11 protein-coding genes and 3 pseudogenes are annotated in these 13,376 nt (G+C 56.2%); 9 read left to right on the forward strand and 5 right to left on the reverse strand.

Features of this window, described 5'->3' with window-relative positions; all coding sequences use genetic code 11:
* Positions 1–195 precede the first annotated feature (195 nt).
* The 8 genes and pseudogenes from ACP99_RS20505 (at position 196) to ACP99_RS09145 (ending at position 7,449) form a co-directional block, all read left to right on the forward strand.
* The gene (locus ACP99_RS20505) at positions 196–372 is read left to right on the forward strand and encodes a hypothetical protein (RefSeq protein ID WP_197052413.1); all 177 of its coding nucleotides are present in this window, start codon (positions 196–198) and stop codon (positions 370–372) included.
* A pseudogene (locus ACP99_RS09120) lies at positions 369–1,610 on the forward strand (RNA-guided endonuclease InsQ/TnpB family protein). The gene ACP99_RS20505 and the pseudogene ACP99_RS09120 overlap by 4 nt, the downstream one beginning before the upstream one ends.
* 639 nt (positions 1,611–2,249) lie before the next feature.
* On the forward strand, positions 2,250–3,116 hold the full coding sequence (locus ACP99_RS09125; RefSeq protein ID WP_049986306.1) for a DNA-binding protein: 867 nt from the start codon (positions 2,250–2,252) through the stop codon (positions 3,114–3,116).
* A gap of 192 nt (positions 3,117–3,308) precedes the next feature.
* Positions 3,309–3,938, forward strand: coding sequence for a hypothetical protein (locus ACP99_RS09130; protein ID WP_049986307.1), 630 nt, complete (start codon positions 3,309–3,311; stop codon positions 3,936–3,938).
* A gap of 649 nt (positions 3,939–4,587) precedes the next feature.
* Positions 4,588–5,007 (forward strand): hypothetical protein, encoded by a 420-nt coding sequence (locus tag ACP99_RS09135; protein WP_081927349.1) that lies wholly within the window; start codon positions 4,588–4,590, stop codon positions 5,005–5,007.
* A gap of 144 nt (positions 5,008–5,151) precedes the next feature.
* Positions 5,152–6,453, forward strand: a complete 1,302-nt coding sequence (locus ACP99_RS19925; protein WP_156105637.1) for a hypothetical protein — start codon at positions 5,152–5,154, stop codon at positions 6,451–6,453.
* 326 nt (positions 6,454–6,779) lie between these two features.
* A complete protein-coding gene (locus ACP99_RS19930; RefSeq protein WP_156105638.1) occupies positions 6,780–7,013 on the forward strand; it encodes a hypothetical protein in 234 nt (77 codons plus the stop codon).
* Positions 7,014–7,101: 88 nt separating this feature from the next.
* Entirely contained in the window at positions 7,102–7,449 is a 348-nt protein-coding gene (locus ACP99_RS09145; RefSeq protein WP_049986309.1) for a metallophosphoesterase, read from the forward strand.
* Between the two features lie 257 nt (positions 7,450–7,706).
* On the opposite strand, the gene ACP99_RS09150 is transcribed toward ACP99_RS09145, so the two are convergent.
* The 3 genes and pseudogenes from ACP99_RS09150 to ACP99_RS09165 form a co-directional block, all read right to left on the reverse strand.
* On the reverse strand, positions 7,707–8,558 hold the full coding sequence (locus ACP99_RS09150; protein ID WP_049986310.1) for an IS5 family transposase: 852 nt from the start codon (positions 8,556–8,558) through the stop codon (positions 7,707–7,709).
* A gap of 404 nt (positions 8,559–8,962) precedes the next feature.
* Positions 8,963–9,334: pseudogene (locus tag ACP99_RS09155) on the reverse strand (electron transfer flavoprotein subunit alpha/FixB family protein); the annotation flags it as partial.
* Between the two features lie 442 nt (positions 9,335–9,776).
* The gene (locus tag ACP99_RS09165; protein WP_049986312.1) at positions 9,777–10,055 is read right to left on the reverse strand and encodes a hypothetical protein; all 279 of its coding nucleotides are present in this window, start codon (positions 10,053–10,055) and stop codon (positions 9,777–9,779) included.
* Between the two features lie 552 nt (positions 10,056–10,607).
* Here ACP99_RS09165 and ACP99_RS09170 point away from each other — a divergent pair.
* Positions 10,608–11,819 (forward strand): MFS transporter, encoded by a 1,212-nt coding sequence (locus tag ACP99_RS09170; RefSeq protein ID WP_081927341.1) that lies wholly within the window; start codon positions 10,608–10,610, stop codon positions 11,817–11,819.
* A 510-nt stretch (positions 11,820–12,329) separates the two neighbouring features.
* Here ACP99_RS09170 and ACP99_RS09175 read toward each other — a convergent pair.
* Together ACP99_RS09175 and ACP99_RS19155 are read right to left on the reverse strand one after the other, a co-directional pair.
* The gene (locus ACP99_RS09175) at positions 12,330–12,722 is read right to left on the reverse strand and encodes a hypothetical protein (protein ID WP_049986314.1); all 393 of its coding nucleotides are present in this window, start codon (positions 12,720–12,722) and stop codon (positions 12,330–12,332) included.
* Between the two features lie 419 nt (positions 12,723–13,141).
* A pseudogene (locus ACP99_RS19155) lies at positions 13,142–13,376 on the reverse strand (IS6 family transposase); the annotation flags it as partial.

Here is a 13,376-nt window from a genome sequence, read left to right on the forward strand (position 1 = left end):
GTCGCTCAAACGCCTGTTTGTCCCTCATCCAGAGAGGCGACGTGCCTCGTGGGTGGTGTACTCCTCGCTGATGTGGTTTTTGAGCGCCTGCAAAGGGTGCAGGCGCGTTCGGTCGTGCCTGCACAGCACAGGTGATTCGAGATGCAACACCACACACAGCGACTGGTGTACCGACAGACGGAGGCGCGATGACCGATGGCGGTCGAACTGAACGAGATCGAAGAGGCCGAAGTCGACCTGGAGGAGTGGCTAGTCGAACAGGCCGAGAACGGTGTTCCGGAAATCGTCCTGATTGGGCTTCTTCGGGACTACGCGGACGACATCGAACAGCTTGGCTACGTGCCGCGAATGTGGTGTGCGTCCGACCGATGAGGCGGACTAACACCTTCGAGGTCGTTCCCCAATCGGAACAGGCTGACACCATCCTCCGACGCCTCCTCGATGCGTCAGCGAGCCTCTGGAATCAGCTCACCTACGAGCGCCGGCAACAGTTCTTCGCCGGCGAGAGTATCTGGGACGGTGCGGATTACTACGACGAGTACGTCGACGTGCTTGGATCGGCGACGACTCAGCAGGTCACCCGCATCAACGACACCGCCTAGCGGTCGTTCTTCGAGACGGTCGAAGAGGCCGACCAGGAGGTCAGTCCCCCCGGCTACTGGGGGAACCAAGCCGACGGGCGTGACCTGCGGACCTACATCCGCAACGACGCCTACACGATCAGGTGGAGCGAGCGCTCCCGGCTTGAGGTTCCTATCGGCAGTCAGCTCAAAGACGAGTATGGTTTTGGGCGTTCCGAACGGCTTCAGGTTGCGATTCGAGGCGACCCACACTGGCAGGGTGATCAGGGTCGCCTCCACCTCACCTACGACGACATCGATGAGACGTATCGCGCCCACCAGCCAGTGACGGTCCCCGAAAGCGGGCAGGCGACGCCGACTGGGACGGACGCCGCCGCACTCGATATCGGTGCGAACGTCCTCGTAGCGTGTACGACGACGACCGGCGACCAGTATTGGTACAGCGGCCAGGAACCGTTCCGGCAGTTCCGCGAAACCACCGAGCGCATCGCCGACGCCAAGGCGAAGCTGCCGGATGGACAGCAGACCAGCAACCGAATTCAGCGGCTCTATCGGAAGCGGTCCCGCCGGCGCGACCACGCCGTGAACGCGCTCCTTCGAGATCTGGTCGAGCGACTCCACGAGGACGGTGTCGAAATCCTCTATCACGGCGACCTCACCGGTGTCCTTGGCGAGTACTGGTCGGTCGAGGCGAACCTCAAAGCCCGCACCTTCTGGGCGCATCGGCAGTGTCTCGACCAGCTTGCGAACGTCTGTGAGGAGTACGGGATCGAGGTGGCCTCACTCTCCGAAGCGTGGACTTCTCAGACGTGTCCGGAGTGCGGCGAGCGCGAACAGACCCGACGGCATCGCGAGACGCTGACGTGTCCGTGTGGCTTCGAGGGCCACGCCGATCTCGTCGCGTCGCAGACACTGCTCGAACAGGCAACGAACACCGAGGTCAGGCCGACGGCACGGCCCGTGCGGTTCCAGTGGGACGACCACCAGTGGTACCCTGTCGAGGGAGCCACGGTGGCTCCCAACGAATAGCGCACAAACCCGCAAGGTGCCGCCGTGGTGTCGCCGTGACACCAGCGAGCGGACGCTCCGTGTACGCGGAGTGGATGTCGATCCGCTGGTCGCTCGCTTTTCCAGCTGCTAGCGCTTTCAGTACAACTTTTCTTGGGCGTTGTTTGGCCGAGATTCGGTGGTTCAACGAACGCCTCAGCTGCGGTTTATTGAGCCGGCAGTAGTTTCTCGCGGCTGGTTGGTGTGGTACTCTACGGCTCGCACCGCTCGCCGCTGCCGCCCTCCGCGTCGCTCGCGACCGACCATTCCGGGCGGTCTGCCTGCGGTAGCGGGCGGACTGCCGGGCTAAAGTGAATATGGTCTCGACGCCAGCGCTTCACCCGTTCGGGTCCTGCGGACCTCGGCGACGCCGACCGCGACGGACGTGGTTGCGTCGCGGCGAACGGGGAATGCGCTGGCCGCTCGCTCCGGGCGGGTCGGCGCGCGGTGCTGGTTGGGTGACCTTCCTGAGGCGCGCTCTCGCTCGCGCCCGGTAGGGCGCTCGCGAAGGCGCGAGCGAGAGCGCGCAGATGGTTCTGTCGGTCGTTGTCGTCGGAAAACCGCGATGTTGGAGCATCGCGGTGTCGGCGCGTGAGCGCCTTCGGAATCAGGTCGATTCCAATGTCTAGTAACAACGCTAGCGGAAAGGTCGTTTCGGTCGATGAACAGGCATTCGAGAACGCGGGCGAGCAGGCGGTCGATGAAGAGGGCTTCCCGGTCGTCGACGAGACGCCGGAGTTCGAGGCGACGGTCGAGCAGGAGACGCAGGCGAAGGTGGATGCGAACCACCCGGACGGGATCGCGGACACGAGCGGGGACCGGATTCACGGTGTCACCCTCGAACAGGAAGAGCGCATTCAGGCGCGGGAAGCCGAGCTGGAGCACATCAGTGCCCAGGCGGAACTCGGTGGCCAAGACGGTCGGGCGGAGCGGACGCGGGAGGTCGTCGTCGAGCAGTGTGGCCGTGACGAGCCCGAACCGGTGGAGCGCACGGATCCCCGAGAGAAGCTAACGCAGGAAGAACTCGGAGCGGTGAACACGCAGGCGATGCGGATCAGCGACGAGGTGCAGGGCGGCTGGTCGAGAGCGGTCGTCGCGAAGCAGCTGGCCGAGAAGGTGGCGCGCGGTCGGGACGTCACGAAGGCGGTGCTGGAGACGCTCGAGGAACTGAAGGCGGCGCCGGGGGCGATCGTGCCCATCGCGGACGTGCCGGACGTTCCGGTCGGTGAGGTGACGGTCGAAGGAACCATCGAGACGCTCTGGGAGCCTTCATCGACGAGCATCCAACAAGTGGGCCTGATAGCGGATGACAGCGGGAAAATCAAGTTCACCGTTTGGAACAAGAGTAACCAGACGGTCGTGCAGGAAGGCGAAACGGTCCGGTTCCGGGCGGCAGCCAAGAACTGGTACGAAGGCCGGTGCTCAATCGCGCTGACCGGGTGGTCCCGGATCGAGTTCCCGGAGCGCGGTCGGTGGTGGGAAGAATAGCCAGCTGACGCTGCCCTCTTTTTTGCTGTGTGCCGGACCAACCCAGACCCCACCGCCCCACCCACCGCTCCGTGCTCGCTTCGCTGCGCGCGCAGCCACGACCGTGGTGTAGGGGAGAAGGTGAGTTTGTACCTCCTCTCGTCCAATGCGTAGTACTGAGAGTTTATCTGCGCCGCCGATGGGCGCATCGCGATGTCAAATAGTTCACCCGAGACCCACGATTTCGATGCGTGGTTCACTGGCTTCTTCGACGGCGAGGGCTGTATCCGTATCTCAATTGCCGACCGAGAGCGGTACAGTACCGGCTTTGAACTTGCACCAATGCTCCGAATCACCCACGAACAGTTGACTGGAACTCTCGACGCAGAAGGATGGATTGGCGTGAAAGTAGACCAGAATAGTGAGTATCGAGTCGATCATCGACTTCAGCCGCAGATCGAGGTCACCGAAACGTATCGTGACCACCTGATGGAGGCGCTTTGTGCGTACTGTGATGCTCACGGCGTGAACTGTCATGTGTCGAGTCTCGAATCCAATGAGAACCGGAGCGATCAGTACATTTGGGGCGTGCAGGGTATCAGCAATACGCGGACGCTCCTGACCCCGCTCCGCGATCAGTTCATTGTAAAACGCGAACAGGTTGATCTCCTCCTCGACGAGATTCTGCCCCGGATGGACCAGGGCGTCCATCACGAGAAAGAAGGCTTTCTTGAGGTGATGTACTACGTCGATCGGTTCAACTCGTATAAGGGCGGCAGTCGAGGGAAATACACACTCGAGTACTTCGAGGATCTCTGGGGAATGGAACACCCTCCCAAGTAGCTGTATCGCGCGGTGGCCCCACGAGCGGGCCAAATGGGGACACCTCTTGTTTTAGTGAGCACCGGACCACCCCAAGCCCCACCGCCCCACCCTCCGCTCCCGGCCTCCCTCCAGTCGGCCGGCAGCCACAACCGGAGTCACAGCTTTGGGAGTGGTATATCCAGAGACAAGACCGCTGTCGCGACGGAATCTGTTTGTTTCCCCCTTGGAGGGGCGGAGGGCACACCAAAACGTGTCCCCCGAGCACAAATGTCTGATGACACGACACTCACGGCCCGAGAGCGGCTTCGCATTCACCTTCGCGAAGCCCGTCGCACGACCGACTCGCCAATCGTGGAAGCACAGTTAGCGGCTGCGCTGGACGCCTGGAACGACCTGCCGCCGACACCGCTGCGAGAGTGTCCCATCTGCGGGAAGGTCGGACTCCCAGAGCGGATTCAACAGCACCGGTGCGCTAGCCGGTAGGTGCTCCCACCCTGACAATAGTCATTATGCAGCGGTAAAATCGGTAGGTAATCCGTTAGATCAAGAATAGCCATGGCGGCGTTGCCGTGAAGCGAACAAGGAGTCGGTCAAGCCTGAAGTTGCCAAATCACACGCAGCTAAGCACCAATGTTTAACACGGTCGAATATGTTGCCGACAGTGTATATGACAAAAGCACTCAAAGCAAGCGGGTTCCTCGGTCTTGCAACGATGATGGTCGTCGGACTGTACCAGTTCACTCTGTTGGCCGGAGGGAATGGCGTCCCCGGCTGGATGATCGGCGGCCATGCCCATCTGGGTGTGATTTCGATCCTTGCGATCGTGATGGGATTCGCCCTTCCCGCGATCGGAGTCACAGGGAGACTACGGACGGCAGTGACGGGTATGTTCATCGCCGGCCAGTGGGGGATTCCCGGTGTCGTCTGGCTCGGAGAAGGTGCTAGCCTGACCTTCCTGATGCCGACTGCATTCCTCTGGGGGATCTGCCTCATCGTTTCGATGTTGATTATGCTGTACGCCACTCTGACCCAGGATGCTTCGGCTGCGGGGCGGGGACCAACAGGGGCGACACCCGCCGACGACTGACCCGTCCGTAGCTGGCGACCCTATCGGAATTTTGGTGTAATTGCGTTGCTCTTTCAGTAGTTCTATTGGAGGTGAATTGTAACTAGGCTGTAACTGATGAGACGGCGGAACTTCCTTCGGACCGGGCTCGCTGTCGGGTTGCCAGTGACGCTGGCAGGCTGTTCGAACAACGCAGATGATGGGACTAAAACAGGTTCACCAACCGGCACAGCAACTGACACCGCCACAGAGACAGCGTCACAGGCCGACGAAACGACGACTGTAGAGGAGACAGCGGACGACTCAGAAGTCGACAGACCGGCCAATTATCGCTGGGATATGGCACCTGGCCGGAATAACGAAATCCGTAGCCGGCTGGGCCAGTACGTTGAGGAAAGCGTCGGCGGAGTCGTTCAGAACCATCCTGCATTCGATTTTTCCACTGATAGAGATACAGATAATCAAACAGTCGACTTTGAAGGCTTGAAACTGTACCGAGACGCTACGTTCGACCTAATGGCGAACGACAATCCAGAGAACCCTATGGAGCAGATGGTGCAGGCATACGTAGACGAGGACTTATTCACAGACGCCAAAACAGGCGGCTTCTTCGCACGGCACGACACTGAAGCACCATCACAGTACGATGCAGAAGGATGGCTGAACGCAGAAACAGTCGCAGACTCACTTGACTACGGACATAATCTAGCCGTAGCAATCACATGGGAACAAGCAAACAGAACACCCGATACAGTAGAGGAAACTGCAGCGGTAATAAGAGAAGCCTACAAGAGACATCATGACTTCGATGTACTTGCCTGGGCTACAACGATGGGTAGCCGTACTAGAGAGGATATAAACGACCCGACAGGTCTTCTATATTCTCCAGACGATGATACTCTCAGGAACTTCAACTTCAATACCGATGAAGGTAACGGAGAAGACTCCCGACAAATGCACGCACCAATAGAAGAATGGAGCGTAATACAGGGAGAAGGACCAAGCGGAGAAAGTCGCTACCACCCGCTACTATTCCATACTGATCGACGTATGAGCGGCCAAGCATCAGATTTCATGGAAGCAAAAGAGGGTGCTGCAAACACGGTCAGAAATATAGCTTCTGGTCCTACTCCTAGAAACAAACAGGTAGACCCCGAACACAATTATTCGATGACGACGGGAATGACAGAGCAGTTGAGCCGCACACTGTTCGAATACAATAGTAACGATGCTGATTTTGAAGATGTATGGAATCTTGCAAGCGTGATAGAGGATGTGCGGAGAAGAGATGGAAACTACATCTTCGATACTGCTGATCAAGACGATGATTACAGCGGATTCTTCGATGGCGGCTTCGCAGTCTACGAAGTAGAAGACGATTCACTAGTCAACGAGGTCTGGCAAGACGAAGCAGGTCAGTACGACAACTTCGGCCAAGTCTATGACGAACTGGAAGCAGCGAGTTAGTTACTAAATCCTCTTTTCTCTTATCTTTCTCGCGACTACCTCTAGTAATATGTACATCCGTATATTGGACAGAAGCCACCAGGCGGAATTACCGGATCAAATGTGCACGGCATTGTAACGTTGTAGTTGAAGTATGTCTCGCCAGGTACACATCCAAGATCGGTTCTGGAGTAACCTGCATCATTCTCCCAGACCTCTGAGAAAGTTCTGAACGTATTCGAACTCATCTCATTAGTATAATCCGTAGCAACAGAAACACCGCTTCCCGTAGAGGGATCACTCTATCTAGCATATATAAACAGGTTTTGGTATATACTCCTGTACAGGTGACACAAGCATTGATAACTACAGACGAAAACGAAGGACTTGGATCCGGATTCAAATCCCTCATGGAGAAAGCTACGCCGAAAACAGAGCTCTACGAACAGATGCAGCAGGACCAGGGTAGGTCTGAGGAAGAGCTTGAGGATGAGGTAACCCGGGAAATGATTGAACGAGCAGAAGAAACAGAGAACCCGGAACACAAGGATACCAAGCTCACAGGATACATCTCAAATTAGAGTAGACGGTCAGACTCCACCGGGCTTGACCACGTACCAGGTAAAAGAATTAGAGAGCTGAATCTGAAACATCAGTTAGTACCTTCCAATGTCGATTCTCTGTATCAGCGATATCCTGTGGGAAATCTCCGACACGGATACCTTGGAAACACTGAAAACCGAGATCTCAGATGAGGATCCCTCACTGGTTCTGTTTGCAGGAGATGTGATCAACGACGGCATGAACAGCGAGGAGCATACCTCCGAGTTCATCGAGCTACTGGAGTACTTAGAAGGACTAGAGATCACGTCTTTCACGATAGAGGGAAACCACGACGAGTATTCGAATTATGAAGCTGTAGTCGAGCGAACCGAGGAATTGGAGTACGCAAGGGAGATATCCGGGGAAGTCGCTGAGTTTGACGGTCTACAGGTTCTGGGGATTCGGCCCTGTTGAAACCCTCAGTCGATGATAGGTTTCAGTAGGCGTGCTGAATACAGGGCGCGAGTCGGTCAGACTGATCACACGATTCCAGCGAACGAGAGAACGGTATAACTCAAAGCGGACAGGATCAGAATAATGCTGATGATACCGAGAATGCGTGCCTGTTCTTCGCTCATACTGGCCACAGGAACCGGAACTTGATTACTCTAATGATGGGTAACAGAATGCTGAACTCACGCTCTGTATTCAGCAACCCGTCCCTCTCGGAATCACTTACATTCGCCCTCCTCGGATGCAATTGCAAGCTCTCGTTCGAGGTTGTGAACGACACACTTGATGACGAGTTCCCGGAACTGCTTCCACCAAAGGCGTGACCGCACGAATGCACCGAACTTCTGTTTGATCGCTGCGTTGACTGTCTCATTCATGTTCCGCCGATGGTAGAGATCGCTGTCCAGCCGTGCATTCCACGCTTTGTGGAGTGAGGTGAACTCACGATGCTTGATAAGTGGTCGAATATTGTGGTTGCTGGCGAGCTGCCGGAGCTTCTGGTCATCATATCCCTTGTCAGCAGTCAAGACGGCGATGGACTCTGCGTTCCGTTTGACTATCTGTGGCCCAATTTGCGTATCGTGCTTTCGCGTTGTCGTCACGTGAATATCGAGAACGGCGTTGGTCGCTGTATCGACCAATAGCGTTGTCTTCAACTGCTGGATGGTGAGGTTCGTTCGCTTTGTGTAGTGTGTTGAGGCATGCGCTCGCTCAAACCCGGACGCATCGATGCCGGTGACACCGTTCAGCGGCAAGTCCGCGAGCGAGACGTTCAGTAACACTCGCCAGATGGCCATCTCTAAGCGGTCGAAGGCTTTGCAAAGTGTCGAGGGAGCAGGGATCGAATCGAGATCGAGCGCGTCACGAATGCGGGGCATCTCGATAAGTTCATCGACAAGGTCGCGGTACGTGGTTGTCTTTTTCACCTTGAGACAGAGCAGGACAACGTGTTGCCGGAGCGTGAACCGCTTGCGGGAATAGCGAGTCGAAAACCGTGTGACAGCACGGCGAGCCAACACCAGAGCCCGCTCAACGAATCGAAGGAGCCGTGACTTCGGGAGAGCATCCATCTCCTCTCCACTACTCACCTGTCGTGTTTGTCAGCAAGGGTTTCAACAAGGCCGAGTCTCACTATATCGGATTCCTCCCTGACCAAAGCGTAGGTTTCCTCCTTGAACCTCTATGAATCGTCACATCGTTCCGTAGAGAGTTGCTCTATCTGTGAGCAGCGAGAGAACCCTGTCGTTTATGTCGGGCGTGAATCGCGTCATTTGATGACGCGATAGTCGGCGTTGGGCATATCGTCGGGGCGAGGTCGTTGACCACCGCAAGTGGACCGGTTCACTGGCCGGACGATCCAGAGGCGCACGCTTCGATTTCACCGAGATCGAGAGGGTTGAATAGTCACTCGAATTGCAGCGATCGAGTCAGTAGTCCGTTGTATCTCGGGCGAGGTTCGTCCAACAGGCCCTACTCAGTCGAAGATTTCGGTGAGTTCAGGAACGACATCGAAGAGATCGCCGACGATCGCGTAGTCGGCGATGTCGAAGATCGGCGCGTCGGGGTCGTCGTTGATCGCGACGATCCGCTCGGCACTTTTCATCCCAGCTACGTGCTGGACCGCGCCGGAGATCCCGATTGCCAGATAGATCTCAGGGGTGACAGTCTTTCCGGACTGCCCAAATTGGCGGTCCTTCGGCAGCCAACCGTTGTCTACAACCGGTCGCGACGCGGCGAGAGTGGCACCGACGACGTCGACTAAACCCTCGATGAGTTCGAGGTTTTCCTCTTCCTCGATCCCACGTCCGACAGCGACGATGAACTCTGCCTCGCTGATATCGACATCGACAACTTCGAGCGGGAGTTCACCGAAGGGCTGCAGTCGCCCCAGCTTATGTTGGTCGCGTACACGATTACCGACGACGTCCGGCGGATGACGCGCTGGCTGCGGGATGCCCACGACCTGAAGATCAACTGCGTCGAGTTTGACTACTATGAGAAAGACGACGCCGAGATGTTCGTCCCGACTGTGATCGGCGTCGACGAGACCAGGGGATCAAGGAGAAGGAGGAGTCGCCCAAGCAGAAGACGTACCGGCGGTTCTTCAGCGAGGTTCTTGAGCGCTTCAAGGAGGAACTCCCCGGAATCGAAGTGTAACTTATGGGCTCCACCCCCCGTCATCGATGTGAAACCGATTTCATCTTACATTCTCCTGCCAGCTATTGATTTACACTTCGAACACGGGGGGAATGTCGATAGAAAACGATAGGTCTCCTGACGCCGCCTTGCTATTTGTCAGGGTTGACTGATCCTTTATACTGGGAGCGGATTTTGTCCCCCTCTCGCCACTGCCAGTAGGAGTAGCGGTTGTCGTTGATCTCCTCGATCGTGATCGTCGCCTTCGCCGGCACGCCGTCCGGGAGGTCATCGGGTCGCTCCTCGACGTCGGCGTCGTCTGTCTCCTCCTGAAGACGAGCTTCGCGTTCCTTGTGTTCGGCCAACGCTTCGGCGTAGGTAGCAACGTCTCGGAGCCGCTCCGGAGACGACTCGTTGAGCGTATTGACGATCTCCGTCGGGAGGTTCGTAGGACATCGGCAGCTCGACTGATCCGTCCGAGCCGCTCGCGAACAACCTCGAGATCGTCCGACTCCCAGGTAGGCAAATCAGAGCCACGCGTTCTATGACGCTGTTGAATCATCGGCTTTTGACCGCCCCAGTACCTCTTCACGCACGCTGGGGACTTAGCAGGCTTCCATCCCATCAGAGCCGATGCGTTCCAAATGAGGTGTCGATGTCGAGGAACAGCGCCCCAAGGACAATCGGTGGGCCAATTTGGGCGATCATTTCTATGGCCGCGAGTGAAATGGCCCCTTCCAAAATAAATCCAAGTCCCATACTCAGAAACACGGGATTTTCGATATGCCCTCGCTCATTAATGGGAAATCTCCATAGGGATATACGGCCTCTGGTAGAAACCTTGTGGCTGAGATGCTAGCTGTCTGCGGCAGACCGGAAGTACGAGATCACTTTTTAATGAGACATCGTGATTAGGGTAGCTGAAGAATCAGTAGATTAAGGTAGCGCAAAAAATGTTTTCTCGATATAGCTGCACCACCACGATGGCCGTCTCATCTAGCGACGTAGAGCCTCCTCCAATCATCCCGTGGGGAGCGAGCACGCTCTACGTTATTCTGTCCTGTTCCTTAATGGCCGTTATGGGCGTGTCGCTCATCAGCCCAGTTCTCCCGGCTATCAGAGGGGCCTTTGAAATCTCCGACGCGCAGGTCGGGCTCGTGATCACAGCGTACACACTCCCGGGAATCTTCCTAACGCCTTTTATGGGGCTGATTGCCGACCGAATCGGCCGTCGAAGGACGATCATCCCCCTTCTGTTCGTCTACGGCGCAACCGGTGCCGGAATCACGCTGACTACCAGTTTCACCACTCTCCTTCTCCTTCGCTTTCTCCAAGGGATTGGAGCGGGCGCACTTATGTCCCTGTCGGTCACGTTGATCGGTGATATCTACGAGGGATCTCAACGGGATGCGATTATCGGGCTCAACGGGAGTATGACCGGGACCGGTGCGGCGCTGTACCCGCTGATCGGGGGCGTGCTCGCCGGCATTCACTGGAAAGTGCCATTTCTCCTCTACGGCTTCGGGATCGTTGTTGGGTTGATGGCTCTGTTAGCGCTCCCGGAGCCGAGTGGAACCAGTGTATCCGAAGATGTCGGAACGTACCTCTCTCAGCTCAGTGGCGCCCTTGTCCACCCTCAGGCGGTAGCGGTCTTCGGTGCATTACTCATTGGGTTTTTTATGTTTTATGGGATTGCTCAGACGGCGTTACCGTTACTGTTGAATGATAAGTTCCGCCTGACCACGGGCGAAATCGGATTTATATTGGCTCTCCCAGCAGTCGCACTCGCCATCGTTTCGACACAGCACGACCGACTCTCGCGGTGGCGCAACACGGAGGAACTCCTCTCGCTCGGGTTCGTCACGTTCGGGATCAGCTTACTTGGACTATCGGTCGCGCCGTCCCCGTTCGTCATTGCTCTCTCGCTGCTTATCCTCGGCGCCGCATTTGGCCTCCTGATGCCCTCGGCCGATACGGCCCTCGTGACGCTTGTTCCAAGCCGGCTACGAGCGGGTACAATGGGTATGCGGACCAGCGTTATGCGACTAGGACAAACGATCGGGCCCGTTGCGTTCACCTATCTGGCCGTTGTTGGCTTCGAGACGCCGACTATCGGTTACCGCGTACTCATTTTCATTAGCGGGGTTGCGATCTTCATCATCGGTATCGGCGGGTACACTTTCCTTCGTCGTTAGCGTTGGTCTGTATCATCATACCAACGTCAGGTATGTCCTGCTGTATAGAGCATCGAACGATCGATTTAGGAAGCTGGCAGCTGTTGGAGACCGTTCTGCTTGATGCACCACGGGCCTCCCCTACGTCAGTCGACACTGACCAATCCCTGAGTGGATCCCTAAGAAAAGGACTCAGATCGAGGTGATGCGGGTAAAATCATCGTCAAGCGCCTAGGAGTCCTCGGGGAGGAGTGCGACGACGAGGAAGACACGTAGTCAGCAAAATACTCGATAAGCTGGGCAATGCGATTGGAGTCAATCGTTTGCAAGGAGTCCAAGATCATAAACGGAATTGTCCTGTGGAGGTCGTGGACAAGATAACCCGCCAGGGCAAAGATGAGGCCAGTAACCCCGCGTTCACCACGGAGAGATAATCGATCGTATCCTCGTAATCTGAGCCACTATCAGTTGTCCGCACGATGTGCGGCTCGAATCGCGTTTGAGTCCCTCCGTCTTCAGCCCCCATTGCGCTCAATCTAGGTCGCTCGATGCTCTCATAATCCAATAGATCGAGGATCGACTCTCTGTGATCGTTAAAGGGGTCGACAGCTTCGGCTTCGATCTGGTCGATCTTCGTCCGTTGATCCGTGAGCGGTCTCCGATTTCGGTACGCTCGTCGTGGAGTTCATCAGCCCGTTTGAGATCAGCCTTGATTTCTTCGATTTCCTCGGTTACCTCGTCAAGTGCGGATTCGAGAATATCGATTTCGAACTCCATTTGGTTGGCTTCTTTGTGGAGCGAGAGGATCTCATCGAAGTAAGCAGATTCGAGGTTATCAACATCAGCCTCGAGGGTTTTGATTTCATTGGTTAGTTCCTCGCGGGTCTCTTTGATAGCGCCAACATTGTCGCTCCGGTGCTCCATCTCCTCCTCGATTTTAATAATTTCCGCTGATTTTTCGTAATGGCACTGTTTTTCGGTAGCTTCTTGCTTTTTTGAGCTCGTCGAGTTCGCCTTCGACGTCGTTGAGCTGTTCGACCCTTTCGGCGCGGAGAGTCTTCAGCCGCTTGATGGTGGACTCGACATACTCACGTTCAACGGAGAACCCACACGTTCAGCAGACCACGGTCTCATCGCTACTGACGAGTTGGTCGGTTACCGAGCCAGCCTGTGCCTCAGGACCTCCATCCTCGAGAAATTCGTAATTATCGGCTTCAAGGCGCGGTCGTCGGTTTATGAATATATAGCAACGGCACTGTCTAGTTAGCAGCTTCAACGGGCGTTCGATCATTGAGCGCTTGGTGTGGTCGTTTAAAGTTACAGTAGTACAGAAACCGTAGTGTTTAGTTAGGAGCATTGAGCCAGGCGGCAAATGCTTGGATCCAATTTTCAGCGGTTTTAGGCTGAACGTGGCTGAAACAGTTCGAGAACGAGGAAGTCCGGCGTTTGAGTTCTCGAAAGATTCGCTCGATGGCGTTCCGATTTCCAGTCCGTTCGGTTTGAAATCGGATCCAAGCTCTGGCCAGCGCAGTTTGGAGGTGTTGAGCGCCATCGACCAGAAACACGGCGGATTCGACA

The sequence above is a fragment of the Halobellus rufus genome, assembly GCF_000739575.1.
Classification (GTDB): Archaea; Halobacteriota; Halobacteria; order Halobacteriales; family Haloferacaceae; genus Haloquadratum; species Haloquadratum rufum.

Coding starts and splice junctions, on each gene's coding strand:
- ACP99_RS20505 (WP_197052413.1), top strand. CDS start 196: ATGGCGGTCGAACTGAACGAGATCGAAGAGGCCGAAGTCGACCTGGAG.
- ACP99_RS09125 (WP_049986306.1), top strand. CDS start 2,250: ATGTCTAGTAACAACGCTAGCGGAAAGGTCGTTTCGGTCGATGAACAG.
- ACP99_RS09130 (WP_049986307.1), top strand. CDS start 3,309: ATGTCAAATAGTTCACCCGAGACCCACGATTTCGATGCGTGGTTCACT.
- ACP99_RS09135 (WP_081927349.1), top strand. CDS start 4,588: ATGACAAAAGCACTCAAAGCAAGCGGGTTCCTCGGTCTTGCAACGATG.
- ACP99_RS09145 (WP_049986309.1), top strand. CDS start 7,102: ATGTCGATTCTCTGTATCAGCGATATCCTGTGGGAAATCTCCGACACG.
- ACP99_RS09150 (WP_049986310.1), bottom strand. CDS start 8,558: ATGGATGCTCTCCCGAAGTCACGGCTCCTTCGATTCGTTGAGCGGGCT.
- ACP99_RS09170 (WP_081927341.1), top strand. CDS start 10,608: ATGGCCGTCTCATCTAGCGACGTAGAGCCTCCTCCAATCATCCCGTGG.
- ACP99_RS09175 (WP_049986314.1), bottom strand. CDS start 12,722: ATGGAGCACCGGAGCGACAATGTTGGCGCTATCAAAGAGACCCGCGAG.